22 protein-coding genes are annotated in these 25,128 nt (G+C 29.5%); 10 read left to right on the top strand and 12 right to left on the bottom strand.

Translation table 11 applies throughout. From position 1 onward, the window contains the following. Nucleotides 1–161 precede the first annotated feature (161 nt). A complete protein-coding gene (porQ, locus tag BM335_RS14440; RefSeq protein WP_090229979.1) occupies nt 162–1,172 on the top strand; it encodes a type IX secretion system protein PorQ in 1,011 nt (336 codons plus the stop codon). Nucleotides 1,173–1,176: 4 nt separating this feature from the next. Further along, the gene (cmk, locus tag BM335_RS14435) at nt 1,177–1,869 is read left to right on the top strand and encodes a (d)CMP kinase (RefSeq protein ID WP_090229976.1); all 693 of its coding nucleotides are present in this window, start codon (nt 1,177–1,179) and stop codon (nt 1,867–1,869) included. On the opposite strand, the gene BM335_RS14430 is transcribed toward cmk, so the two are convergent. Then, nucleotides 1,855–2,487, bottom strand: coding sequence for a 7-carboxy-7-deazaguanine synthase QueE (locus BM335_RS14430; protein WP_090229971.1), 633 nt, complete (start codon nt 2,485–2,487; stop codon nt 1,855–1,857). The two genes, cmk and BM335_RS14430, sit on opposite strands and share 15 nt — an antisense overlap. Nucleotides 2,488–2,593: 106 nt before the next feature. Between BM335_RS14430 and BM335_RS14425 the strand changes: the two genes are divergently transcribed. Together BM335_RS14425 and BM335_RS14420 are read left to right on the top strand one after the other, a co-directional pair. Then, nucleotides 2,594–4,108, top strand: a complete 1,515-nt coding sequence (locus BM335_RS14425) for a helicase HerA-like domain-containing protein (protein WP_090229967.1) — start codon at nt 2,594–2,596, stop codon at nt 4,106–4,108. An 80-nt stretch (nt 4,109–4,188) separates the two neighbouring features. Further along, the gene (locus BM335_RS14420; RefSeq protein WP_090229962.1) at nt 4,189–4,755 is read left to right on the top strand and encodes a hypothetical protein; all 567 of its coding nucleotides are present in this window, start codon (nt 4,189–4,191) and stop codon (nt 4,753–4,755) included. A gap of 9 nt (nt 4,756–4,764) precedes the next feature. Here BM335_RS14420 and BM335_RS14415 read toward each other — a convergent pair whose 3' ends face one another. After that, complete coding sequence (locus BM335_RS14415; RefSeq protein ID WP_090229958.1) at nt 4,765–6,123, bottom strand: MBL fold metallo-hydrolase RNA specificity domain-containing protein; 1,359 nt, start codon at nt 6,121–6,123, stop codon at nt 4,765–4,767. A 124-nt stretch (nt 6,124–6,247) separates the two neighbouring features. Here BM335_RS14415 and BM335_RS14410 point away from each other — a divergent pair, with 124 nt between their 5' ends. Continuing rightward, nucleotides 6,248–6,607: a cupin domain-containing protein gene (locus tag BM335_RS14410; protein ID WP_090229953.1), complete on the top strand. Its 360-nt coding sequence runs from the start codon at nt 6,248–6,250 to the stop codon at nt 6,605–6,607. Nucleotides 6,608–6,655: 48 nt separating this feature from the next. Here the strand turns inward: BM335_RS14410 and folD are convergent, their stop codons facing one another. Beyond that, a complete protein-coding gene (folD, locus tag BM335_RS14405; protein ID WP_090229949.1) occupies nt 6,656–7,531 on the bottom strand; it encodes a bifunctional methylenetetrahydrofolate dehydrogenase/methenyltetrahydrofolate cyclohydrolase FolD in 876 nt (291 codons plus the stop codon). 54 nt (nt 7,532–7,585) lie between these two features. Next, nucleotides 7,586–8,917, bottom strand: a complete 1,332-nt coding sequence (ffh, locus tag BM335_RS14400) for a signal recognition particle protein (protein WP_090229944.1) — start codon at nt 8,915–8,917, stop codon at nt 7,586–7,588. A 192-nt stretch (nt 8,918–9,109) separates the two neighbouring features. On the opposite strand from ffh, the gene BM335_RS14395 reads away from it, so the two are divergent. Continuing rightward, complete coding sequence (locus BM335_RS14395) at nt 9,110–10,804, top strand: FAD-dependent oxidoreductase (RefSeq protein WP_090229940.1); 1,695 nt, start codon at nt 9,110–9,112, stop codon at nt 10,802–10,804. A gap of 89 nt (nt 10,805–10,893) precedes the next feature. Here the strand turns inward: BM335_RS14395 and msrB are convergent, their stop codons facing one another. Together msrB and BM335_RS14385 are read right to left on the bottom strand one after the other, a co-directional pair. Further along, complete coding sequence (gene msrB / locus BM335_RS14390; RefSeq protein ID WP_090229935.1) at nt 10,894–11,376, bottom strand: peptide-methionine (R)-S-oxide reductase MsrB; 483 nt, start codon at nt 11,374–11,376, stop codon at nt 10,894–10,896. Nucleotides 11,377–11,481: 105 nt separating this feature from the next. Then, the gene (locus BM335_RS14385) at nt 11,482–12,354 is read right to left on the bottom strand and encodes an alpha/beta hydrolase (protein ID WP_090229931.1); all 873 of its coding nucleotides are present in this window, start codon (nt 12,352–12,354) and stop codon (nt 11,482–11,484) included. 76 nt (nt 12,355–12,430) lie between these two features. Between BM335_RS14385 and BM335_RS14380 the strand changes: the two genes are divergently transcribed. The 4 genes from BM335_RS14380 (at nt 12,431) to BM335_RS14365 (ending at nt 16,257) form a co-directional block, all read left to right on the top strand. Beyond that, on the top strand, nt 12,431–13,249 hold the full coding sequence (locus tag BM335_RS14380) for a M48 family metallopeptidase (protein ID WP_090229926.1): 819 nt from the start codon (nt 12,431–12,433) through the stop codon (nt 13,247–13,249). A gap of 75 nt (nt 13,250–13,324) precedes the next feature. Continuing rightward, nucleotides 13,325–14,635 carry an MFS transporter gene (locus BM335_RS14375; protein WP_090229923.1) on the top strand — a complete coding sequence of 437 codons (1,311 nt, stop codon included), beginning with the start codon at nt 13,325–13,327 and terminating at the stop codon, nt 14,633–14,635. Beyond that, on the top strand, nt 14,625–15,824 hold the full coding sequence (gene lhgO, locus BM335_RS14370) for an L-2-hydroxyglutarate oxidase (protein ID WP_090229919.1): 1,200 nt from the start codon (nt 14,625–14,627) through the stop codon (nt 15,822–15,824). The genes BM335_RS14375 and lhgO overlap by 11 nt, the downstream gene beginning before the upstream one ends. Before the next feature lie 10 nt (nt 15,825–15,834). Continuing rightward, on the top strand, nt 15,835–16,257 hold the full coding sequence (locus BM335_RS14365) for a secondary thiamine-phosphate synthase enzyme YjbQ (RefSeq protein WP_090229915.1): 423 nt from the start codon (nt 15,835–15,837) through the stop codon (nt 16,255–16,257). On the opposite strand, the gene BM335_RS14360 is transcribed toward BM335_RS14365, so the two are convergent. From BM335_RS14360 to BM335_RS14335, 6 genes are all read right to left on the bottom strand, one after another. Then, nucleotides 16,254–17,909, bottom strand: a complete 1,656-nt coding sequence (locus BM335_RS14360; RefSeq protein WP_090229910.1) for a SulP family inorganic anion transporter — start codon at nt 17,907–17,909, stop codon at nt 16,254–16,256. The genes BM335_RS14365 and BM335_RS14360 overlap by 4 nt on opposite strands. Nucleotides 17,910–17,944: 35 nt before the next feature. Then, nucleotides 17,945–18,388 carry a hydrogenase maturation protease gene (locus BM335_RS14355; protein ID WP_090229902.1) on the bottom strand — a complete coding sequence of 148 codons (444 nt, stop codon included), beginning with the start codon at nt 18,386–18,388 and terminating at the stop codon, nt 17,945–17,947. Beyond that, on the bottom strand, nt 18,372–19,823 hold the full coding sequence (locus tag BM335_RS14350) for a Ni/Fe hydrogenase subunit alpha (RefSeq protein WP_090229898.1): 1,452 nt from the start codon (nt 19,821–19,823) through the stop codon (nt 18,372–18,374). Before BM335_RS14350 ends, BM335_RS14355 begins: the two co-directional genes overlap by 17 nt. An 18-nt stretch (nt 19,824–19,841) precedes the next feature. Next, nucleotides 19,842–21,104 carry an NADH-quinone oxidoreductase subunit B family protein gene (locus tag BM335_RS14345; protein ID WP_090229895.1) on the bottom strand — a complete coding sequence of 421 codons (1,263 nt, stop codon included), beginning with the start codon at nt 21,102–21,104 and terminating at the stop codon, nt 19,842–19,844. 15 nt (nt 21,105–21,119) lie between these two features. Continuing rightward, entirely contained in the window at nt 21,120–22,847 is a 1,728-nt protein-coding gene (locus BM335_RS14340; protein ID WP_090229891.1) for an NAD(P)H-dependent oxidoreductase subunit E, read from the bottom strand. A 278-nt stretch (nt 22,848–23,125) separates the two neighbouring features. Then, entirely contained in the window at nt 23,126–24,859 is a 1,734-nt protein-coding gene (locus tag BM335_RS14335; RefSeq protein WP_090229887.1) for an NAD(P)H-dependent oxidoreductase subunit E, read from the bottom strand. Between the last annotated feature and the right edge of the window lie 269 nt (nt 24,860–25,128).

Below are 25,128 nucleotides of genomic sequence, written 5' to 3'. Positions count from 1 at the left end.
ATCAGCGCAGATGGTACTGCCACTATGGTGGGAGAGTATGTCACCGCCTTTCTTTTGAAAACCTTCAACTTTTTTTAGTTGAAGGTTTTTTTTTGAATTTTGAATTTTAAAAGCTTTTATTGTGCATTTAAGTTAAAAATGAGTTTATTTGCATTAGATTTATGAAAAAAATAGTCATTTTAATATTTTTATTTTCTACAACGTTATATGCTCAAGTTGGAGGTGAAAATATTTATAATTTTTTGAATTTAACTAGTTCTTCTAGACAGGCTGCATTAGGAGGTAAAGTGATTACGCTAATAGGTGACATTAACCAACCTATTTGGAACCCTTCTACAATTAATTCATCTATAGAAAATCAATTAGCTATTAATTATCTTAATTATTTAGCAGATATTTCTTTTATATCTGCTTCATATGCACATTTAATAAATAGAAATTTTGGTGTGATTCATACGAATATTTCTTATTTAAATTATGGTAATTTTATTAGTGCAGATGAAGAAGGAAATGAAACTGGTAATTTTAAAGCCTATGATTTATCTTTTTCTTTAGGTTATGCTTATAATTTTGAAGGAAGTGACTTTTTTTTAGGTGGGAATATTAAATTTATTAATTCTGTAATTGAGAATTTTTCGTCTTACGGAATTGGAACAGATTTTGGATTGTTATATTATAATGAATATAGCCCTTATGTTGTAACTTTAATTGTTAGAAATTTAGGTTATCAGGTAAAAGTGTATGATGAGATAAGGGAAAAATTACCTTTAGATATTTCTTTTGGCACCTCATATAAATTAGAAAATGTACCCATTACTTGGCATTTTGTAATAGATAATTTACAACAATGGGATATTGCAGTAAGTAATCCATCTAATGAAACTACAAGTATTGATGGAGAAATATCAGAGGAGAAAAGTTCATTTTTAGATAATGCATTTCGGCACATTTCGGTTGGAGCTGAATTATTTCCTGATAAAGGATTTAATTTAAGATTTGGGTACAATTTCAGAAGATCTAAAGAACTATTTTTAACAGATAAAAGAACTTTTGCTGGCTTTACTGCTGGTTTTGGAATTAAATTGAATAAATTAAAATTTAATTATGCATTTTCAAAATATCATCCAGCTACAAATTCCAGTACATTTAGTTTATTAGTTAATTTAAATTAAAATTTTGAATAAAATTACAATTGCCATAGATGGATTTTCATCAACAGGAAAAAGCACAATTGCAAAACAATTGGCTCAAAAATTACACTATATTTATGTAGATACTGGTGCAATGTATAGAGCTGTAACTTTATATGCTATGCAGCATGAATATATTAATGAATGTTATTTTTATAAAGATAAATTAATTGAAAATTTGAATAAAATTAATTTAACTTTTCATTTTAATGATAAATTAGGATTTGCTGAAATATTTTTGAATAGTGTGAATGTTGAAAATGATATTAGAACTTTAGAAGTATCTAATTTTGTAAGTAAGATTGCAGAAGTACCAGAAGTAAGAAAAAAATTGGTTGAGCAGCAGCAAGAATTAGGTAAAAATAAAGGTGTTGTTATGGATGGTAGAGATATTGGTACAGTTGTTTTTCCTAATGCTGAATTGAAATTTTTTATTACCGCATCTGCTGATAAAAGAGCAAAAAGAAGATTTGACGAATTAATTAAAAAAGGTGACAAAGTTACATATAATGAAATCTTAAAAAATGTGGAATCTAGAGATCATATCGATTCAACGAGAGAAGATTCACCTCTTGTAAAAGCAGATGATGCTATTGAAATTGACAACTCTGATTTAACATTAACCGAACAATTTGATAAAATATATAGAATTGTTCAACATAAATTAGGGGATATTTAAATACTTGTGAGTTTGTAATGAAATTTTCCATTTAGGATTTTTCATAACATAATCAACAATAAGTGGAGTCATTTTTTCGCGATTACTCCATTCTGGCTGTAAAAATAATTCGCAATTTTCATTCACTTTTGAAGCCTGCTCTTCGGCAAACTTAAAATCATTTTTATTATAAATAATCATTTTCAGTTCATGAGCTTCACTATATATTGGAGCTAAAGGTAATTTAGTTTTTTTAGGCGATAAACAAATCCAATTCCAAAATCCACTTAAAGGATAAGCTCCAGATGTTTCAATGTGTGTTTTTAAATTATTTTTTTGCAGCATTTTTGTCAAATAATCCAAACTCCACATCAATGGTTCTCCTCCAGTAACAACAACAGTATTTGCATTTTCAGCTGCGTTTTTTACTATTAGATCTGTTTTTGTTGGTGGATGTAATTTAGCATTCCAACTTTCCTTTACATCACACCAATGACAGCCAACATCACAACCTCCAATTCTTATAAAATAGGCAGCTTTTCCTGTATAAAAACCTTCTCCTTGTATTGTATAAAACTCTTCCATTAAAGGAAGCATTTCTCCCTTATTTATAAGTTGTTGAATTTCTTTATTTATCATGCTGCAAATATACATATAAGTCGTTATAATAAATAATTACAACTTAATATGTAATGAAATTTTTATTTTGATATTTATATGTTATTTTTAACAAAAATATTTTTAAATGAATAGGAAAGAAGCTTTTTTTAATCAGATAAATGAAGGTTATCAAACAAAAGGAGATTATATTGTTTTAGGATCTGGAATGCTGGATGGTGAAACCATAAAAGATGCATTTATTAAGGTTCCTTTAAAAACTTTAAATAGACATGGATTAATTGCAGGAGCAACAGGAACTGGGAAAACTAAAACACTGCAAGTTATGGCGGAAAATTTATCAGAAAAAGGGATTCCTAGTTTACTGATGGATATTAAAGGTGATTTAAGTGGTTTAGCACAACCAAGTGCTGGACATCCAAAAATTGATGAACGTCATGCTGCAATTGGTTTACCTTTTGAAGCTAAAAAATTTCCTATTGAAGTTTTAACGATATCTGAACAAGATGGAGTTCGTTTACGAGCAACAGTTTCTGAATTTGGACCAGTTTTACTTTCTAGAATTTTGGGTTTATCAGAAGCACAAAGCGGCATTGTTTCTATAATATTTAAATATTGTGATGATAACAAATTACCTCTTTTAGATTTAAATGACTTTAGAAAAGTTTTACAATATGCAACAGAAGAAGGTAAAGAGGAAATTCAAAGTGAATATGGTTTAATTTCTACGGCAAGTACTGGAGCTATTTTAAGAAAAATTGTAGAATTAGATCAACAAGGTGGTGATTTATTTTTTGGAGAACGTTCTTTTGAAGTTCAAGATTTAGTTAGAAAGGATGATGAAGGAAGAGGAATTATTTCTGTATTAAGACTAACAGATATACAAGATAAACCTCAGTTGTTTTCTACATTTATGTTGCAATTATTAGCAGAAATTTACGCTACTTTTCCAGAGCAAGGCGATAGTGGAAAACCAGAATTGGTTATTTTTATTGATGAAGCTCACCTAATTTTTAAAGAGGCATCAAAAGCATTATTATCTCAAATAGAAAGTATTGTTAAGTTAATACGTTCTAAAGGAATTGGGTTGTTTTTTGTAACTCAAAACCCAAATGATGTGCCAGATGATGTACTTGGTCAGTTAGGTTTAAAAGTGCAACATGCATTACGCGCATTTACTGCAAAAGATAGAAAAGCAATTAAACTTGCTGCTGAAAATTATCCAAGTTCTGAATTTTATGATGTTGATGAAGTTTTAACTAAAATGGGAATTGGAGAAGCATTTATTTCTGTATTAAATGAAAAAGGAATACCAACTCCGTTAGCTTGTACAATGTTAAGAGCACCTATGAGTAGAATGGATATTTTAACTGAAAAGGAATTAAATGATTTAATTAAAAATTCTAGGTTATATTATAAATATAATGAGACTATAGATAGAGAAAGTGCTTATGAAATTTTGACAGATAAAATTGAAAAAATTAACAAAAAAGAAGCCGTAGAAGAACGAAAAAAAGAAATTCAAAAAGCTGCAAAACCAACTTCAAGAACTAGAAGTACAAGAATGAACCCAATTTTAAAAGTAGTAACAAGCGCAACTTTTATAAGAGGCGTTTTAGGAATTTTAAAACGTGTAATTTAATTTTAATTTTACTAAATATTTATCATAAAATTACGTTTAAAAGAATATAAAATTTAATCAATCAATCAATCAATCAATCAATGTCTGTTATTAAAAAGTTATTTATAATTCTTATTGTATTAATTATATCTATACAATGCAATAGAGAAAATAAATTTATTATTGAAAAAGGAAAAGTTGGCGTTTTAACTAAAGAAACTGCAATTAAAGATTTACCTACTATTTTTAAAAATGATTCATTAGTTTCAAAATTATATGATTCTATTGCTAGTAAAAATATATTTTCAAATGAAGATGATGAGTATATAATTTATTCGAAAAATGGAGATAAATTATTGGAAATTTCTCCAGAAAACACCAATGACAGTTCTTCTAAAATAAAAAGTATTCAAATTTTTAATTCAAACTATAAAACAGACAAAGGAATCTCACTAAAATCAACTTTTAAAGACATTAACGAGCACTATTTAATTAATAAAGTAGAAACTACACTTACTTCAGCAACACTATTTATTGATGAATTGAATGCAACTATAGCTATTGATAAAAAGGATTTAGGTTTAAATAGTTTTAGCAGAGAGCAAATTTCTGTTGAACAAATACCTGATAATGCCAAAATTAAATATTTTACTATTTGGTTTAATTAGTTAAAACAATTAACTTAAATAGTATTCATTATTTAATTTTGCCACAGTACAATTCCAATTAAATACTGTTTTTATTTTGGTTCTAAAAGCTTGACTTTGATGGGATTCTCCATGATTTATAAATGTTAAAATTGGTGGTTTTTTAAAGTGAGAAAGCCAATCTAATAATTCCGTTTGATCTGCATGACCAGAAAAAGCATTTATTTTAAAAACATCAGCTTTTATTTGATGGTATTCACCAAAAAATTTTATTTCTGTATCTCCTGCTAAAAGCGATCTTCCTCTAGTTCCTTCTGCTTGAAAACCAACAATTAAAACGCTATTTTTTTTATCAGAAATTAATTTATCCAAATAATGTAAAACTCTTCCTCCTGTTATCATTCCGCTTCCAGCAATAACAATTTTTGGATTATTGTCATTTACAATAGCTTTAGATTCTGCTATTTCACTTACTAAATGAACAGTAGTTAGCATTCTGTTTATATCTTCTTCAGATAATTTATGATCTTTTCTATGCTTAAAATAAACCTCTGTAGCATTAACACCCATTGGGCTATCTAAATAAATAGGAATATTTGGTAATAATTTTTCATTTTTTAATTTACTTAATAAATAGATTATTTCTTGAGCTCTTTCAACAGAAAATGATGGAATAATTAGTATTCCTTTTTTAGCATAAGTAGTTGTAATATATTCCAATAATTGTGCTTCTATTGATACTTTTTCATGAATTCTATTTCCGTATGTAGATTCAATTACTAAATAATCGGCTTGTTCAATATATTTATAATGAGGTAGAAGTATTGGGTTTTTTCTACCGATATCACCAGAAAAAACTAATATTTTTTCATTAATGTTCAATACTATAAAAGCACTTCCAAGGATATGACCGCTATTTAAAAATTTAAATTTTATTGAATCATTAATAATGAACCATTCATCAAAATCTATTGCCGTTAATTTACTAATAGCCAACTTAGCATCATCTATAGTATAAAGTGGTTTTGCAGGGCTATGGTTAGAGTATTTATATTCGTTAGCTCTTTTTGCATCTTCTTCTTGAATTTTACCACTGTCTAATAAAATAATTTTAGTTAAATCTTTTGTAGCACGGGTACAGTATATTTTACCATTAAAGCCATCTTTTGCTAAAACTGGTAAATAACCTGAATGATCTAGATGCGCATGTGTTAATAAAACGAAGTCAATTTCATTTAAATTTATGGGTAGTTTTTCCCAGTTTTTTTCTCTAAGCTCTTTTAAACCTTGAAATAAACCACAGTCAATCATTATTTTTATATGATCAACTTCTAATACTATTTTAGAGCCTGTAACTGTTCCTGCGCCACCTAAAAATGTTAATTTCATAATTAGAGATTTAAATATGAGTAAAAAATGCATGAATTCTCTATCTAATTTACGATTTTAAACTGATTAATTAAATTGTTTAAAACTAAATATTATTGATAAATTTGAAGAAATAATTTTTATAATGAAAAAATATAAAATTCAAAAGCAGCCATTTGTAGTACCTACAAATGATGGAAAATTAATTGAAGAACATTTTGGAAATGCAAGTATAAAATCCGATTTAAGCATTGCACATATGGTTGCACCACCAAAATGGAGCGAACCATTTCAAACTCCAGAATTTGATGAGTTTACTTATATAATAAAAGGTAAAAAACAATTTATTGTTGATAGTGAAATTATCGTTTTAAAAGCGGGTGAATCTATTAAAATAAAAAAAGGAGCTCGTGTACAATATTCAAACCCTTTTGATGAAGCTTGTGAATATTTAGCGGTTTGTTTTCCAGCATTTTCAATGGATTTAGTGAATAGAGAAGCATAAAAAAGCAGCAAATTTTGCTGCTTTTTTAATTGAGTTTATAAATTATAATTAGCTTTTTCTTTCACAAGCTAATAACGTATTTTTCATAAGCATTGCAATTGTCATTGGGCCAACTCCACCAGGAACGGGAGTAATAAATGATGATTTTGGCGCAACACTTTCAAAGTGCACATCACCAGCCAAACGGTATCCAGCTTTTTTGGTTTCATCATCAATTCTTGTAATTCCAACATCAATAATTGTAACACCATCTTTCACCATATCTCCAGTTAAAAATTCAGGAATTCCTAAAGCTGCTACAATAATGTCAGCTTGTAAAGTTAATTCTTTTAAGTTTTTTGTTCGGCTATGAGCTACTGTAACTGTGGCATCGCCAGCAGGCCTTTTTTGGCTCATTAAAATACTCATAGGTCTACCAACAATATGACTTCTACCAATTACAACTACTTGTTTTCCAGAAGTTTCTACTTTATAACGTTCTAATAATTCTAATATTCCATAAGGCGTTGCAGGTAAAAAAGATGGTAAATCTAAGGTCATTCTACCAACATTAGTCGGATGAAAACCATCAACATCTTTGTCAGGGTTTACAGCCATCAAAACTTTTTGTTCATCAATATGTTTTGGTAGTGGAAGTTGCACTATAAAGCCATCAATATCATTATTGGTATTTAAGTTTTCAATTTCCTGTAATAATTTTTCTTCAGAAGTTTCTTCAGGTAAATCAATTAAAGTTGAGTTAAAACCAACCATTTCACAAGCCTTTACTTTTGCATTTACATAGGTCATACTTGCTCCATCTGTTCCAACCAAAATTGCGGCTAAATGCGGAGTTTTTTTACCTTGTTTTTTTAGTTCTTTTACAGCTTCTGTAATTTCAACTTTTAATTCTGCAGATGTTTTTTTTCCGTCTAGTAAAATCATTTTTTGAGTTTATTTTATAAAAAAAGGCAAACAAAACTGTTTACCTTAGTAATATTATCTTCCCATTCCTTTCATCATCTGCATCATTTGCCTTCCGCCGCCACCTTGCATCATCTTCATCATTTTACTCATTTGAGTAAATTGTTTTAACAGTTGATTTACATCTTGAATTGTAGTTCCAGATCCTTTTGCAATACGTTTTTTTCTACTTGCATCAATAGTTTTAGGTTCAGATCTTTCACTTGGTGTCATAGAATGAATAATGGCTTCAATTCCTTTAAAAGCATCATCATCAATATCTACATCTTTCATCATTTTTCCAGCGCCAGGAATCATTCCCATTAAATCTTTCATGTTACCCATTTTTTTGATTTGTTGAATTTGTTTCAAGAAATCATCAAAACCAAATTGATCTTTTGCAATTTTCTTTTGAATTTTACGGGCTTCTTCCTCATCATATTGTTCTTGAGCACGTTCAACTAACGAAACAACGTCACCCATTCCCAATATTCTATCAGCCATACGGTCTGGATGGAAAACATCAATGGCTTCCATTTTTTCACCCGTACCAATAAACTTAATTGGTTTATTAACAACCGATTTAATTGAAAGCGCAGCTCCACCGCGTGTATCACCATCTAATTTTGTAAGAATTACACCATCAAAATTTAAAATATCATTAAAAGCTTTTGCTGTATTCACTGCATCTTGTCCGGTCATAGAATCTACAACAAATAATGTTTCTTGCGGATTTACAGCTTTATGAATATTAGAAATTTCGGTCATCATTTCCGCATCAACAGCTAAACGACCAGCAGTATCTATAATTACAACATTTTTACCAGTTGCTTTTGCATGTTTTATAGCGTTTAATGAAATTTCAACTGGATTTTTATTTTCTTCTTCAGCATAAACTTCAACACCAACTTGCTCTCCAACAACTTTTAACTGATTTATTGCGGCAGGACGATATACATCACAACCAACTAATAAAACTTGCTTTGTTTTTTTAGTTTTTAAATAATTGGCTAATTTTCCAGAAAAAGTAGTTTTACCAGAACCTTGTAAACCTGACATTAAAATTACTGTTGGTGTACCAGATAAATTTATTCCAACGGTTTCTCCTCCCATTAAGGTAGTTAATTCGTCTTTTACAAGTTTTACCATTAATTGCCCTGGATTTAACGTAGTTAATACGTCTTGTCCAATAGCTTTTTCTTTAACAGTATTGGTAAAATTTTTGGCTATTTTAAAGTTAACATCGGCATCTAATAAAGCTCTTCTAACTTCTTTTAGAGTTTCAGCAACATTTACTTCTGTAATTTTTCCGTGACCTTTTAATACATGAAAGGCCTTATCTAATTTATCACTTAAATTATTAAACATAGTTTCTCGCTTCGTTTTTTAGAGTTCACAAATATAATAAAAACTGTGTAATTGTTTTATTGAAAATTGAATTGAAATTGTAATAATAAAATAAGTATATGTACTTTAAATTACAATAACGTTTTAGTGATATTTATTACTCTTTGGTCTAAAAAAATATGAGAAATTTGCTCAGATTTTAAAAACAAAAAAATGTCTAAAATAATTATAATTGGTGGATTGTCTGCAGGCCCATCAGCCGCTGCAAAAGCTAGAAGAGAAGACGAAAATGCTGAAATTATCCTTTTTGAAAAAGGCGCACATATTAGTTATGCCACTTGTGGAATGCCATATGCATTTTCTGGTGTTATTGAAGATAGAAGTAATTTAATTGTTGTAAAGCCAGAATTATTACAAAACAGATTTAAAATTGATGTTCGATTAAACGAAGAAATTGTAAAAATTGACACAGTTAATAAGGTAGTTTACTCTAAAATAGGAGATTATAGTTACGATAAGTTAGTTTTTGCAACAGGCGCTAAGTCAATTGTTCCTCCAATAAAAAATATTGAAAAAGCTACAAATTGGTCAACTTGTAGAAGTATGATTGATTTTGATAAAATAACTTCTGAAGGATTAGCAGCTACATCTAAACATGTAACCGTTATTGGTGCAGGACTAATTGGCGTTGAAGTTGCTGAAAATTTAAAAGAAGCTGGGAAAGATGTTACTTTAATTGAAGGTGACAATCAAATTTTAAATATGTGGCAACAAAAATTCGGAAATTTTGCTGAAACAGTTTTAAAAGAAAAAGGTATTGAAGTAATTACATCTGGTTTTGTTTCTGAATTTGAGCTAGATGAAAATTGGAAAATTTCTGGTGTTAAGATTAAAGATGGAAAAACAGTAAAAACCGATTTTGTAATTTTAAGTGTTGGTATTAAACCAAATACCGATTTATTACTTGAAAACGGTGCAGAACATATTGGCAATGGCGCATTAAAAGTAAATGAGCAAATGGAAACATCTATTAAAGATGTGTATGCAGCTGGAGATAATGTAGCAATTAAAAATTTACAAACAAATGAGTACGATTATTTTCCATTAGGAACGCATTCAAACAAAGCGGGAAGAGCAGCAGGAGCAAATGCGGTTGGTAAACAAATTAATTTTAAAGGTGCTTACAAAACTGCTATTGTAAAAGTTTTTGATTATACTTTGGCAAGAACAGGTTTGAATCCTAGAGCATTAAACCAGTTAGAAATTCCATTTAAAACAGTATTAACTATTGCAGGTTCAACGCCAAGTTATTATCCAGATCAAAAGGATTTAATTACAGAAATTTATTACCATGCTGAAACTGAACAAATTTTAGGTGCTGAATTGTTTGGTGAAGTTGGGGTTGACAAAAGAGTAGATGTTTTAAGTACTGCTATTTATGCAAAATTAAAGATTACAGATTTAGCGCAGTTAGATTTAGCGTATGCGCCACCATATTCTCCAGCTAAAGATCCAGTTGTAGTTTCTAGCTTTGTTGCTGAAAATATATCAAATCATAAAAGTGTACAGGTTTCGGTTGAAGAATTAGAAGATTTTTTAACAGATGAAAATACAAATCATTATACTTTAATTGATGTTAGAACCGTTGCCGAGTTTGAAAAAGGCACTATTCCAAATGCAATAAATTTTCCTTTAGATGATATTAGAAATAATATTGATGCAATAAAAACATTAAATAAACCAATCATAATTTTTTGCCAAAGAGGATTACGTGGTTATTTAGCTGAATTAATATTGAAACAAAATAATATTGATACTATTGTTAATTTAGCAGGAGGTTTTAAATTATGGCAAATGTATAGCGATAAAATTGTTATTCCGAAGCCAGTTTTGGTAGATAAAAAATAATTTATTAAAAAAAGACCTTTTTATAAAAAGGTCTTTTTTTAATATTTATTATATCGTACAATATAAAACATCTATAATACTCAAGAAGGTTATTTTGTTGCTTTTACAAATTTTATAGATGTGGTGTTTACACAATAACGTTGCCCAGTAGTTTCTTTAGGACCATCATTAAAAATATGACCTAAATGCCCACCACAAGATGCGCAAATAATTTCAGTTCTAATCATTCCGTGCGATTTATCCAAAACAAATTCAACAGTTCCTTTTATGGCATCATCAAATGAAGGCCAACCACAATGTGATTCAAACTTACTGTTAGATTCAAATAATTGTAAATTACAAGCAGCACAATGGTAAGTTCCTTTTTCAAAATGCGAAGTTAAACCACCTGAACTTGGCGCATCTGTACCTTTTTGTCTAAGAACAAAATATTGTTGTGGCGTTAATTCTTTTTTCCACTCATTATCAGTTTTAATAACTTTTTTAACCATAGTTTTATTAGTTTTTACTTGAGAATTTCCTTGAAACCAAATTATTGAAATCAAAAAAAGTACAAAATACAATTTTTTCATAATTTTCTATTTGAAAAGTAGTCGGAAAACAAAAGAATAACTTACTTGAGTATTTGAGATTAATTAAAAAACTTTTTTAGTTTAAAAACGTTCAAGACAAATATTTTAATCTGTTTTTTGAATAAAATTGATTATGCGTTCTACAACAAAATTGTCTTTTAAAATTCGTGTATGACCTAGCCCATTAGTTATTAAAATTTCACCATTCTCTAAGTTTTTTCTAATGTTATAAGCACAACTAACAGGCACTTCTTTATCCTCTGTGTCATGGATTACTAAAGTTGGTATTTTAACGTGAAGTGCTGCAAAGCTTCCGGAATAATTATCAATATCTTCACTAAATTTTTTCTGAAAAAAGTATTTCATTTTATCAACCAGCTTTAGACTTAGTTCTAACTTTGTTATGAAACCTATCATAATATCAGTAATAATATCACCAGATCCAATAATGATTGCTTTTTTAACTTTTAAAAAACGTTGTATACTATTTAAAACCGTCATTCCTCCTAAAGAATGCCCAATTGCAATTTCAAAAGGACCATATTTATCTTCTAGATATTTGGCTGTAGTAATAAATTCTGTCATCATAGTAGTTTTGCCGGAAGATTTTCCGTGCGCAGGTGCATCAAAACTGATAGTCATAAATCCATTTTCTAATAATTTATCAGCAATTTTATATAATTGAGTTCCTCTACCAGACCAACCATGAACCAAAAGCACTTTTCTTTTAGAATATCCATAGGTATAAACCATTACTTCTTTGTTTAATTCAGGAATTTTAACAAGTTCTTTTTGAGCGCTTTTTGCCATCATTTTTTCGCGCTCAGGAGTTTTAAATCTAATAGGAGTTCTAAATAATTTTACAGCAAATTTAGTTGCAAGCGTTATAGAAAATAATTGCAGAAATTTTCCTGTATATATAATAAAATTTGGAATATTATTTTTATTCTTTATTTTATTGGATTCTAATTTATTCATTTAAAAGTTTAATTTTGTTTGTAAATATAGAATTTGTATTTTTAAAGATTAACTAGAAAATAAAAAAAACTGAAAAATGAAAAAAATTATAGCATTATCACTCGTGTTTATGTTTGCTGTAAGCTGTAGTACTGTTCCAATTACTGGTAGAAAAAGAATTAATATAGTTAGTGATGCCGAAATTTTACCAGCAAGTTTTGCTCAATATGAAGGCTTTTTAAAGGAGAATAAAATTTCAACAGATAAAAAAAAGACTAATGAAATACAAATGGTTGGTTTAAACATTTCAAAAGCTGTTGATAAATTTATGAGAGCCAATGGAATGGTTAGCGAAGCTAACAGTTATAGATGGGAATTTAATTTAATTGAAGACCCAACTGTAAATGCTTGGTGTATGCCTGGCGGAAAAGTGGTTTTTTACACAGGTATTTTACCAATTTGCGATAATACAGATGGTATTGCGGCTGTTATGGGACACGAAGTTGCACACGCTTTTGCAAAACACGGTCAAGAGCGAATGACAAGTGCTTATGGACAACAATTAGGAGGCGTTTTAGTTGCTTTAGGAACATCAAATAAAGATCCAAAAGCACAACAATTGTGGAATACTGCTTTTGGAATTTCTTCAACTGTTGGTTTGTTGGCATTTAGTAGAACTCATGAAACCGAAGCAGATAAGTTAGGAATGGTATTTATGATTATGGCTGGTTACAATCCAGAAGAAGCAATAAATGTTTGGATTAGAATGAGTCAAAGAGCAGAAAGTGGAAGTGCGCCACCTGAATTTTTAAGTACACATCCATCAAACGAAACAAGAATACAAAACTTAAAAGCATACCTACCAACAGCTATCTCTTTAGCTAAAAAGTATAATACAATGCCAATAAAAAGTTAATTACATTAAAAAATAAATATAGTATATTGTAAACCGTTCTAAAATTCATTAGAACGGTTTTTTTATTTTTAAAATATGTTGAAAAAAGGAGACAAAAAGTTAATTAATGCTTGGGCATTTTACGATTGGGCAAATTCGGTATATTCATTAGTAATAAGTACTGCTGTTTTTCCCATTTATTATAGTAGTTTAACAGAATCTTTTTCCAATATTGAGGGTAAAATAAATTTTTTAGGCACACGATGGGATCCAACAACTTTATATGATTATACATTGGCATTTTCATTTTTAATTGTAGCTTTTTTATCACCAATCTTGTCTGGTATTGCAGATTATACAGGTAATAAATTAAAATTTTTAAAAGCATTTTGTTTATTAGGTTCATTATCTGTTATGAGTTTGTTCTTTTTTAAAGGAGAGGAAACACTTTGGGTAGGAATTGTTTTTACAATATTAGCAAGTATTGGTTTTTGGGGAAGTATTGTTTTTTACAACGCGTATTTACCTGAAGTAGCACACCCTGAACAACAAGACAATGTAAGTGCAAAAGGTTTTATTTTAGGATATGTAGGTTCTATTATTTTGTTGCTTTTAAGTTTAATAATGATAAACAAACCTGAATTATTTGGTATTCCAGATGCTGCAATGGCATCAAGAATTACCTTTTTAATTGTAGGAGTTTGGTGGTTTGGTTTTGCTCAAATTACATATAGTAAATTACCAAATAATATTTATAACAGAAAACCTGAAAAAGATTTTATTTGGAAAGGCTTACACGAACTAAAAATAGTGGCTTTAGAATTAAGAAATCACCCAGAATTAAAATTCTTTCTAAGTTCTTTTTTTATGTACAGTGTTGGTGTGCAAACAATTATATTAATGGCTGGGATTTTCGGAAGTAAAGAATTAGGGTTACCTACATTAGATTTAATTGCTGTAATTTTAATAGTGCAAGTAGTTGGAATAGTTGGTGCATTTTTATTTTCACGATTGTCAGACAGAATAGGAAATATTTCATCATTAAAAATAACGGTAATTATTTGGTCAATTATTTGTGTTTCAGCTTTTATGTTAGATAAATCTCAAGAAAATGTTCATTATTACTTTTATTCAATTGGTGCGTTAATTGGATTGGTTATGGGGGCAATACAATCACTTTCGCGTTCTACATATTCAAAATTATTACCAGAAACTAAAGACCACGCAACCTATTTTAGTTTTTATGATGTAACAGAAAAATTAGCGATTGTTTTTGGAATGATTGTTTTTGGCTTATTGGTTTCGCTTACCGGTTCTATGCAATGGAGCGTATTGTTTTTAGCAATTTTCTTTTTAATTTCTTTTGTTTTACTGACCTTTGTTGGAAAAACAAAGTATGTCCAATAAATTCGATGTTATTATTGTTGGAGGAGGAATTGTTGGTTTGGCAACAGCTTATAAATTACAATTAAAATTCCCAAATAAATCTATTGCTGTTTTAGAAAAGGACTCGGATGTTGGAATGCATCAAACAGGTAGAAATTCAGGAGTAATTCATTCAGGAATATATTACAAGCCAGGTTCTTATAAAGCTTTAAATTCTAAAAAAGGAGGGAAGCAGTTGGTGGATTTTGCTGTTAAAAATAATGTAAAAGTTGATGTTTGTGGTAAAATAATTGTAGCTACTAAAAAAGAGGAATTACCAATTTTAGAGAATATTTTTAATCGAGGAATTGAAAACGGAACGGAAGGAATTCAATATTTATCTGCCGAGGAAATTAATAAAAAGGAACCTTTTATTGTTGGTTTAAAAGCCATTTGGGTGCCAACTGCAGGAATTATTGATTACGTTGGTGTTTGTAAAGCTTTTGTAAAGCAAATGAATACCATAAATTCTGAAAGTAAATTAATTAGTTCTTGTGAAGTTAAAAATATAACTTCATTAAAAGATAAAACCATTTTAGAAACAAGTTCGGTTTCGTTTGAAGCTACGAAAGTTATTTTTTGTGCAGGATTACAGTCTGATAGAATTGCAGAAAAAGACAATGCTAAATTAGATATTCATATAGTTGGGTTTAGAGGCGATTATTATGAGTTAAAGCCTGAAGCAGCTCATAAAATTAAAAATTTAGTATATCCAGTTCCAGATCCAAAATTTCCATTTTTAGGAGTTCATTTTACAAGAATGGTAGATGGAAGTATAGAATGTGGTCCAAACGCAGTTTTCACTTTTAAGCGTGAAGGCTATAGCAGAACAAGTTTTAGTTTTAAAGATACTTTGGAAGCACTTCTTTTTAAAGGAACTTGGAAATTATTTGGCAAACATTGGCATAAGGGAATTGATGAATATAAACGAGCATTTTCTAAACGCTTATTTGTAAAAGAATTGCAAAAAATGATGCCATCTATTACTGTTGATGAGGTGCAAACCGCAAGATCTGGTGTAAGAGCACAAGCCATTGATTATGATGGAAATATGGTGGATGATTTTAAAATTATACATCACAATAATAATGTTCATGTTTTAAATGCGCCTTCACCTGCTGCAACTGCTTGTTTGTCAATTGCTGATGAAATTGTAAATAACATTAGTTAAATAAGTTAAAATGAAATTTTATCAAAAGGAAATACAGATTTCACCTAAAAAAAGAGGTTTTCATTTAATTACAAATGAAATTATTACTGCTATTCTAGAACTAAAGGAAATAACTATTGGTCAATTACAGGTTTTTATTAAACATACTTCGGCAAGTTTAACCATCAATGAAAACGCCGATGCCAGTGTAAGAACTGATTTTGAATGTCACTTTAATAAAATGATTCCAGAAAATATGCCATATTATATTCATACCTATGAAGGTTCAGATGATATGCCAGCACATATTAAAGCTTCACTTTTGGGAAGTTCTATTCAAATTCCAATTTCAAATGGAAAATTGAATATAGGAATTTGGCAAGGAATTTATTTGTGCGAACATAGAAATTTTGGAGGTCCAAGAAAATTGGTGTTAACAGCTTTTGGTGATTAAGTTTTTAAATAAGTTTTAGCTCTAGAAACAGCCATAATAATATTGCTAACAATGTATTTTCTGTCAATTATTTCATAAATACCATTTTTTCTAAAATCACTTCTTAACTCAGGATTTATTCCAGACAAAATAATTAAGATTCCACTGCTATTAAACGTTTTAATAATTTCTTTTAAACTTTGAAACCCGGTTGCATCAATTATTGGAATGTAGCGCATTCTAAGAATTACCACTTTACAGTCGTTATTAAAACTGGTTAATGTTTCTTGAAATTGACGTGCGGCACCAAAAAATAAAGGCCCATTAATTTCAAAAAGTTGAACTTCTTTTGGTAAATCATGTATTTCCTGTTCAAATAGTTGTTCTTTTAATTTATTTTCAGAAGTAATGTTTTGAATATGAACAGATTCGCTCATTCTTTTCATAAACATAAAGCTTGATAAGATAATTCCAATTTCAAGGGCAATTATTAAATCAAAAACAACAGTTAAAAAGAAGGTTGTTAATAAAATAATAATGTCCATTCTTTGTCCTTTTAAGATAGAAATAAATTGTCGCCATTCACTCATATGATAGGCAACAATTACTAAAATTCCAGCTAAACAAGATAATGGAATTAGTTTTGCATATGGTGCAAATAATAGCATAATGGCTAATAAAACAAGTCCGTGAACAATACCAGCAATTGGTGTTCTTCCTCCATTTTTTACATTTGTTGCTGTTCTTGCAATGGCACCAGTTGCAGGAATTCCACCAAATAATGATGAAGCAATATTTGCAAAACCTTGAGCAATTAATTCAACATTAGATCTATGTTTTCCACCAATCATAGAATCTGAAACAACAGCAGAAAGTAATGATTCTATACTTCCTAAAATGGCAATTGCAAATGCAGGTTGAATTAAAGATTTTATGGTTTCGTAATTAAAATTTGGCAATGAAGGTGCGCTAAAACTTCCTGAAATATTACCAAAATTACTTTCAATAGTTTCTACAGGTAATTTAAAATAAACAACTGAAATTGTAGAGATTAAAATTGCTATTATAGAACCTGGAATTTTAGAACTTATTTTTTGAAAAATTAAAATTGTTAAAATTGTTCCAATCGCTATTAAAAAGGAATACCAATTAATTTTACTAAAGTTATTGTAATATACAATCCATTTATCAATAAAATCTGCTGGAACCTTTTCAATACCAAGTCCAAAAAATGCGTTTAACTGTGAAGAAAAAATAATAATTGCAATTCCACTTGTAAAACCAACAACCAAAGAATAAGGTATAAATTTTAATAAATTTCCGAGTTTTAAAATCCCCATTCCAATAATTATAACTCCCGCCATAAAAGTTGCTATAGTTAGCCCATCAACACCAAATTTTTGAACAATTCCGTAAACAATTACAATAAAGGCACCTGTTGGACCCCCAATTTGAACTCTGCTACCACCAAATGCTGAAATTAAAATACCTGCAATTATGGCTGTAATAATTCCTTTTTCGGGTGAAACTCCCGATGCAATTGCAAAAGCAATAGAGAGTGGAAGTGCTACAATACCAACAATAATACCAGCTATAGTATCTGTTGAAATTGTTTTTTTTGAAATTCCCTGTTTTATTAATGAAAATAATTTAGGAGTAAATTCTGGTTGCATTCTTAAATTTAATTGAACATTAAAATTAATAAAAATTAGAATGCAAAGGATTTAAAACAGGACAAAGAATTATTTAAATTTTCAGTAGCTTTATTAGTTAAACTTATGGTGAAGTTCCAGCTATAACCATCTATTTTAATAACATAGGCTTTTGGTTTTTTATGATAAATTGTTTCACATAAATTTAATATTTGATTTGGAGGAACTGCATGAGTTGAAAAAGCTACTTTTTCTGCTGGATAAAAACGTTCTATTGAAAAACCTTTATCAAGAGTTGTTTTATTTGCATCAACAAAAATTACGGTTTCGTATTCGCTAATTAATTCGGCATCTTCCACCATTAATTGATATTTGTATAATAATTGATCTTCATTAAAACCTGCTTCAACTAATTTATCTAAAAAACACCAGCCAAGACCATCATCTTGGCGGGTGTTATTTCCAATCCCTATTATAAGTGTTTTATCTAATTTTCTCATCTATTAAATTTCCTAAATGGTCTTCTATTTTAACAATTAAAGGCATCTCACCTAAAGCATGTGTGGCGCAACTTAAACAAGGATCATATGCTCTAATGGCCATTTCAACCTGATTTAACATTGGTTCAGTAATTTCTGGTTTGTCATTTAAAACTTCCTGGGCAACCGCTCTAACACCTCGGTTCATTGCTTCATTATTATGTGTAGTTGAAACAATTAAATTACATTTTGTGATTAAGCCTTTATCATCCGTATGATATTCGTGAATTAAAGTACCTCTGGGTGCTTCAATAATACCAATTCCTTTATTTCTAGGAGTTCCTTTTCTTACTAGGTCTGTTCCCATAATTTCATCATCAAATAATAATTCTTTTATAAGTTCGGCACAGTGTAGCATTTCAATTAAACGAGCCCAATGTGTATGCATGGTCATATTGTTTGGTTTGTTTTGCGTGTAGGCTTTAAAAATTTGTCGTTCAATTTCGGCTAAAGGAGTACTAATATGTGAACAAGTATTTATGCGCGCTAATGGACCAACTCTGTTCCATCCATTTTCTCTACCATATTTTGTCATATAAGGAAATTTGAGATATGACCAAGGTTCTACAGCTTCTTTAAAATGATAACGATATTCAATATCTTCAATATTCAGCAACTCTTTCCCTTCAAAATCTACTGAGCGTAATCTACCATCATATAATTCCAAAGCACCAGTTTCTTTATGAACTAAGCCTAAGTGATTGGATGGATATGCAGCAAAATTATCAATCCATTTGGCATTTTCTAGATGATAATTTTTCATGAAGTCGATTATTTCTTTCGACCATTCAATCATAGTATCAATGTTAGGAATTTGAATTCCATCTAAAAAATATTGACGTTCTTGGTTGGTAAATGTTTTATGAACTCCACCTGGAACGGCTAAAATTCCGTGAATTTTTTTACCTGCCAATGCTTTAATAATTTCCTGACCAAATTTTCGCATTAAAATTCCTTTTTTTGCCAATTCTCTATTTTCAGCAGCAACAGCAACAATGTTTCTATTTTCAGCAGGTGCGTTAATTCCAAATAAAATATCTGGTGATGCTAAATAGAAAAAATGTAAAGAATGTGATTGAAAAACTTGTCCGTAATGTAATAGTTTACGCAATTTTGTTGCTGTAGGCGATAGGTTTTCCGGATCAACACCAACCAATTGATCAATGGCTTTGGCTGCAGCAATATGATGACTTACAGGGCAAATTCCACAAAGGCGTTGTACTAAAACCGGTGCTTCCCAATATGGATGACCTTGAATAAATTTTTCGAAACCTCTAAACTCTACAATATGTAAAAAAGCATCTTCAACTTTACCATTTTCATCCATTTTAATGGTTACTTTTCCGTGACCTTCAACTCTGGTTACTGGCTCTATAACTATTTTCTTTTTGTTCATTTTTTTGATGTTTTAGGTTTAGTCGTATTTAAATTCTGGATATGCAATAGAGTATTCTTCTTCAAAAAGGATATGTTTTACAACATTCCAAATATGATTGGCATTTGGTGGACAGCCCGGAATGTGATAATCTATTTTTACAACTTCGTGGTTAGAATATACTTTGTTTAAAATCTTTGGAATATCTTCGTGGTTAGGTATGATTGTTGCGCCTTCTTCGCTTGTCATAGATTCTAAATAAGCTTCTCTTAAACATTCTTCTAATGGAACGGTATTTCTAATTGCAGGTAAACCTCCCCAAATTGCACATTCGCCAACCGATACTAAAATGTCACAATGTTTACGAAATTCTCTTAAAACCTCAATATTATGAGTGTTGCAGCAACCACCTTCAATTAAACCAATATCACAATGTTCTGTAAAGTTTTTAATATCGGTTATTGGTGATTTATTGAACTCTACAACTTCTAATAAATCTAACAAACCTAAATCTATATCTAACATAGACATATGACAGCCAAAACAACCAGCTAATGATGTGGTTGCAATTCTTTTTTTCTTATTTGTAGTTTTGTGCTTTTTAATTTTATCTAAAGAGAATTGTTTTCCTTCAGGACCTAAATCAAATTGTCGATTACCAAAAGGTTTGCTAAATGTTTTTCCTTTTACTAAAATAGAACCTGTTGGGCAAATTTGCATTGCGCGCTCGGCTTCTATTTCAGATAATTTTGCTTCTTGTTCATAGTCAACTGAAACTTTGGTGCTATTTCCTCTTTGTGTAAAGCTAAAAACGCTAAAACCATCGTTTGTTTTTACTTCTTCAATACAACGTTTGCATTTAATGCATCTGTTTTGGTTTACTACTATTCGTTCTGGTCGTGCATCAACTAATCTATCAACAAATAAGTGTGGATATCGGGTAAATCTTATACCTGTTTCGTATCCTAAATTTTGCATTTGACAATCACCACTTTTTTCACAAGAAGGACAAAAATGATTTCCTTCAACAAACATCATTTCTAATATAGCTTTTCTTGTATCGAGTAATTCTGTAGTATTTACTTCAATATCCATACCTTCTTGTAAACTTATTGTACAGCCTGCAACTGGACGTCCGTTTAAATTTACTGTGCAAACTCTACAACTTCCTAAAGGATTTAGGTGTTTAAAATGGCATAAAGTTGGTATAAAAATTCCGTTTTGTTTTGCCGCTTCAATTAGGTTAGTACCTTTTTCTGCTGTGCAAGTTCTTCCATCTAATTTAAAGGATATATTTTCCATTTTTAAGATTTTTTGCTAAAGTTGTGTGTCTTTTATTAAGCTATCAAATTCGTGAATGGCATCTTCCATATCAAATTCAACATTTTGACTTCCATCATTTGGGGCTATTTTTACATTAAAATATTCTTTAAACTTTTCGGTTGCCATTATTAATGCATTTGGAGATGCTTTTCCTAAGCCACATCTACTTGAAAGTTTAATAATTTTTCCCCATTGCTTAATTTCATCTAAATCTTCTTGAGTGCATAAACCTCGTTGTATTTTTTTTATTTTTTCAGTTAAAATAAAATTACCAGCTCTGCAAGGTGTGCAAACGCCACATGATTCTTCTTTAAAAAATTCTATAAAATTTCTTAATATTTGAAGTATATCTCTATTTCTGTTAAAAACCATTAAAGCGCCACCGCATAAAATATCTTCTTTGCAAATTTTTCTATTAAATTCAGTGTTGTTTATGCAATCTCCCGAAGGTCCGCTTACTTGAACAAAATAGGGTGAAGTTGCTTGACTCATTTCAATACCTAATAGCTCTTTAAAAGTTGTTCCATATTCAATTTCATAAATGCCAGGTTTTGCTACATCACCAGAAATGCTAATTAATTTAGTGCCAGGAGATTCTGGTGTTCCAATATTTAAAAAATAGTCTTCGCCAAATTCAATAATTCTGGCTGCGTAACATAAAGTTTCAACATTGTTAACAACTGTTGGTTTTTGAAGGTAGCCATATTTTGTTGCTGAATGAGAACGTACAGGAGGTTCACCTCGTCTTCCTTCCAGTGATTCTATTAATGCAGAAGCAGCACCACAAACATAAGAGCCGGCACCAATTTGGTATCGTAGTTCAAAGTCAAAACCGTCAATTCCTAAAATGTTTTTTCCTAATAAGTTTTTAGTATAAAATTCTTCTAATAATTTTTCTAAAGCTGGTAGTAGATACAAATACTCGGCTCTTAAATATATAATTCCTTCTTTTGCACCAGTTGCATATCCTGCTAAAATCATTCCTTCATAAAGTAATCCGGGTAAATATTGGAATAGTGCTTTGTCTTTAAAAGTTCCAGGTTCGCCTTCATCAGCATTACAAATAATATATTTCGTATCTGCTTCATTGTTTTTACATGACTGCCATTTGTAGCCTGCCGGGAAAAATGCTCCTCCACAACCTAATAATTTAGATTTGGTTATTTTGTCAATAATTTGTTGAGGTGAGTTTTTTAAAATAGGTTGAAGACTTTTACCCATTTCATAAGGTTTAAAAATAACTGTTTTATGAAATGGTGGAGTGTAATGAATGTTGCTTTTTGTTTTACTTGCAAAGTCTTTAACATTTTCTCCATTTTTTATTTTTTGTACAATTAATTTTACTTTTTTTGGAGTTAAATCTGTAAATGGATAAAAATTTATTAATGCAGCGGGTTCTTGATCATTTAATCCGATGCAAGAAGTTTCAAATAAAGAAAATTCTTCATTGCCATTGTCATTAAATGTACAGCCAGTTTCTTTTTCAAATGCTGTTTTTACTTCTTCAAAACCTTTTAACTCAGAAATAATGCTATTATTTAAATATATTGTGTGTTTTCCTGTTGGAGTTTTATGAAAAAAATGATAAAAAGAAACAACACTTTCAATTTCAATGGCAGAAACATTAAGAAGTTTAGAAATTTCAGAAATTGCTTCGTTTGAAATATAACCAAATTTATGTTGGTATTCCCAAAGCTTATTTAATAGGTGAGTTCTGTTCATATGAAATATAATTGTAGTTTGTGGTAACTAAAGTTACGAATTATTCATATTTAAAGTGTTGATTTTTAAGGCTGAAAGTTCTTTTTACCATTAATGAAATGGTTTGTAGTATACTTTTAAAAATAATATAATAAAACAGTGCTTTTGTTCTTTTGTATGTATATTTTAATAATTATTGTTGTATAATAAATTGTTAAAAATATAATTAAATAGGTGTTTAATTTTATTTATAATAAAAATTACATTTAAAAACCGCTTCATATTGCATTAATAATAAATTATTGTAAATTATTTGCTTGAGTGTTAATAATTAAATCGTAATCATAAACTGCATTTTGCATGTCAAATTCTACATTGCAATTATCAGTGCATGTTTCAACTTTTAAATTAAAGTAATCGTTAAACTTATCAACGGCCATCATTAACGTGTTTGCAGCATATTGCCCTAAACCACAACGGCTAGAATATTGCATAATTTTTCCCCATTGTTTAATTTCTTCTAAATCTTTTGAAGTACAAATACCACGTTTAATTTTCAATATTTTTTCGTGTAAAATTTGATTTCCGGCTCTGCAAGGCGTACAAGCTCCACAAGATTCTATTTTAAAGAATTTAGTAAAGTTTTCTAATATTTGAATAATGCTTCTAAATTTATTGAAAACCATTATTGATCCACCACAAATTAAATCTTCTTCACATATTTTTCTATGAAATTCAGAATTGTTAATGCATTCACCAGATGGACCACTTATTTGAATATAATGTGGCGCGGTGGCTTGGCTTAAATGGAGTAGTTGTTGAATAGATGTTCCCCATTCAATTTCATAAATTCCTGGTTTTGCAACATCACCAGCAATGCTAATAATTTTAGTTCCTTTGCTTTGTTTAGTTCCTATTGTATTTATAAAATTTGGACCTAATTCAATAATTCTCGATGCCATTGCAAATGTTTCAACATTATTTACAACTGTAGAATGACCTAAATATCCGTTCTCGGTTGGGAAATATTTTCTAATCCTAGGTTCGCCTCTAAATCCTTCTAAAGATTCTATTAATGCCGTTTCTGCTCCGCAAACATACGCGCCAGCACCTAATTCAATTTTTATTTTAAAATTAAATGCATCAATACCAAGTATGTTTTTCCCTAAAAAACCTTTTTCAGTAAATTCATTTATGGTGTTTTCTAATTTTTTAAGCAAGTATTTATATTCGGCTCTTAAATAAATAAATCCGTTTTTTGAACCAGTAATAAATGCAGCTATAATCATACCTTCAATAACTAAACCAGGATAATTATTTAAAAGCGCTTTGTCTTTAAAAGTGCCAGGTTCGCCTTCGTCAGCATTACAAATAATGTATTTTTTTGTGTTTTTGGATGCTTTACAAGCATTCCATTTAGCAGCTGTTGAAAAAAAGGCACCACCTCTTCCTTCTAATTTTGCTTTTTCAATATTTGCTAACAGTTTGTTTTGATTGTTAGGTTTTATTTTTTTTAATGAATTACCAATGGTATAATTTCTAAAAAAAATGGTTTTTTCTTCAGTTGGCGTGTACTGAATTTTACAAGTAGGGTTATTTGCGATGCTTTCTATAGCTTCGTAATTTCTTAACTTTTCAATAATTGATTTTACTTTTTCAGGAGTTAAATGTGTAAATGGATAAAAATTAATAAGTGCTGCAGGTTCTTGATCACTTAATCCTATACAAGATGTTTCGAATAAAGAAAATAGTGGATTGTTGTCATAACTATTAAAAGTGCAACCCGTTTCTTTTTCAAACGCAGCTTTTATATCTGCAAATCCATTAAATTCTGAAATAATACTGTTGTTTAGGTAAATAATATATTTACCAGTTGGTTTTCTGTGAAAGAAATGATAAAATGAGATGACTCCTTCAATTTCAATTTTTGATACTCTTAATTTTTGAGCAATTTCTGAAATAGCATTGTTTGGGATGTAACCATACTTGTTCTGAAACTCCCAAAGGCGAGATAATAGCCTTGTACGTTTCATAATTAAATAATTTAGTTACTTTAAATTTACAACATAAGTATTTGTTAATCAACTTAATTGACTTTTTTTATTCAAATAATTTAAAAGAAAAAGTATAAATTACTATCATTACAGTTTACTTTTTATACTAATAGCCCAATTTGTATTAATTAAAATTAAGGTTTTAACAGTTCTGTTATTTATTTTCATTTTAAATAGTTAATTACGTGTTAATAATTGAAAAAATCTAATAGGACTATATAGTATTTATTGTGTTATTTTTGTGGCTT

This window comes from Lutibacter maritimus (assembly GCF_900116115.1).
Classification (GTDB): Bacteria; Bacteroidota; Bacteroidia; order Flavobacteriales; family Flavobacteriaceae; genus Lutibacter; species Lutibacter maritimus.
Note: the sequence above shows the minus strand (reverse complement) of the source record. Positions and strands in the feature narration are given on the sequence as shown.

What these genes read in the sequence shown, in the direction of transcription:
- ffh (WP_090229944.1), bottom strand. Translation starts at nt 8,917, where the DNA reads ATGTTTAATAATTTAAGTGATAAATTAGATAAGGCCTTTCATGTATTA.
- msrB (WP_090229935.1), bottom strand. Translation starts at nt 11,376, where the DNA reads ATGAAAAAATTGTATTTTGTACTTTTTTTGATTTCAATAATTTGGTTT.
- BM335_RS14355 (WP_090229902.1), bottom strand. Translation starts at nt 18,388, where the DNA reads ATGAGAAAATTAGATAAAACACTTATAATAGGGATTGGAAATAACACC.
- BM335_RS14360 (WP_090229910.1), bottom strand. Translation starts at nt 17,909, where the DNA reads ATGCAACCAGAATTTACTCCTAAATTATTTTCATTAATAAAACAGGGA.
- BM335_RS14395 (WP_090229940.1), top strand. Translation starts at nt 9,110, where the DNA reads ATGTCTAAAATAATTATAATTGGTGGATTGTCTGCAGGCCCATCAGCC.
- BM335_RS14340 (WP_090229891.1), bottom strand. Translation starts at nt 22,847, where the DNA reads ATGAACAGAACTCACCTATTAAATAAGCTTTGGGAATACCAACATAAA.
- BM335_RS14335 (WP_090229887.1), bottom strand. Translation starts at nt 24,859, where the DNA reads ATGAAACGTACAAGGCTATTATCTCGCCTTTGGGAGTTTCAGAACAAG.
- BM335_RS14425 (WP_090229967.1), top strand. Translation starts at nt 2,594, where the DNA reads ATGAATAGGAAAGAAGCTTTTTTTAATCAGATAAATGAAGGTTATCAA.
- BM335_RS14380 (WP_090229926.1), top strand. Translation starts at nt 12,431, where the DNA reads ATGAAAAAAATTATAGCATTATCACTCGTGTTTATGTTTGCTGTAAGC.
- BM335_RS14350 (WP_090229898.1), bottom strand. Translation starts at nt 19,823, where the DNA reads ATGAACAAAAAGAAAATAGTTATAGAGCCAGTAACCAGAGTTGAAGGT.
- BM335_RS14375 (WP_090229923.1), top strand. Translation starts at nt 13,325, where the DNA reads ATGTTGAAAAAAGGAGACAAAAAGTTAATTAATGCTTGGGCATTTTAC.
- porQ (WP_090229979.1), top strand. Translation starts at nt 162, where the DNA reads ATGAAAAAAATAGTCATTTTAATATTTTTATTTTCTACAACGTTATAT.
- BM335_RS14420 (WP_090229962.1), top strand. Translation starts at nt 4,189, where the DNA reads ATGTCTGTTATTAAAAAGTTATTTATAATTCTTATTGTATTAATTATA.
- BM335_RS14385 (WP_090229931.1), bottom strand. Translation starts at nt 12,354, where the DNA reads ATGAATAAATTAGAATCCAATAAAATAAAGAATAAAAATAATATTCCA.
- BM335_RS14430 (WP_090229971.1), bottom strand. Translation starts at nt 2,487, where the DNA reads ATGATAAATAAAGAAATTCAACAACTTATAAATAAGGGAGAAATGCTT.
- BM335_RS14410 (WP_090229953.1), top strand. Translation starts at nt 6,248, where the DNA reads ATGAAAAAATATAAAATTCAAAAGCAGCCATTTGTAGTACCTACAAAT.
- folD (WP_090229949.1), bottom strand. Translation starts at nt 7,531, where the DNA reads ATGATTTTACTAGACGGAAAAAAAACATCTGCAGAATTAAAAGTTGAA.
- BM335_RS14365 (WP_090229915.1), top strand. Translation starts at nt 15,835, where the DNA reads ATGAAATTTTATCAAAAGGAAATACAGATTTCACCTAAAAAAAGAGGT.
- BM335_RS14415 (WP_090229958.1), bottom strand. Translation starts at nt 6,123, where the DNA reads ATGAAATTAACATTTTTAGGTGGCGCAGGAACAGTTACAGGCTCTAAA.
- BM335_RS14345 (WP_090229895.1), bottom strand. Translation starts at nt 21,104, where the DNA reads ATGGAAAATATATCCTTTAAATTAGATGGAAGAACTTGCACAGCAGAA.
- lhgO (WP_090229919.1), top strand. Translation starts at nt 14,625, where the DNA reads ATGTCCAATAAATTCGATGTTATTATTGTTGGAGGAGGAATTGTTGGT.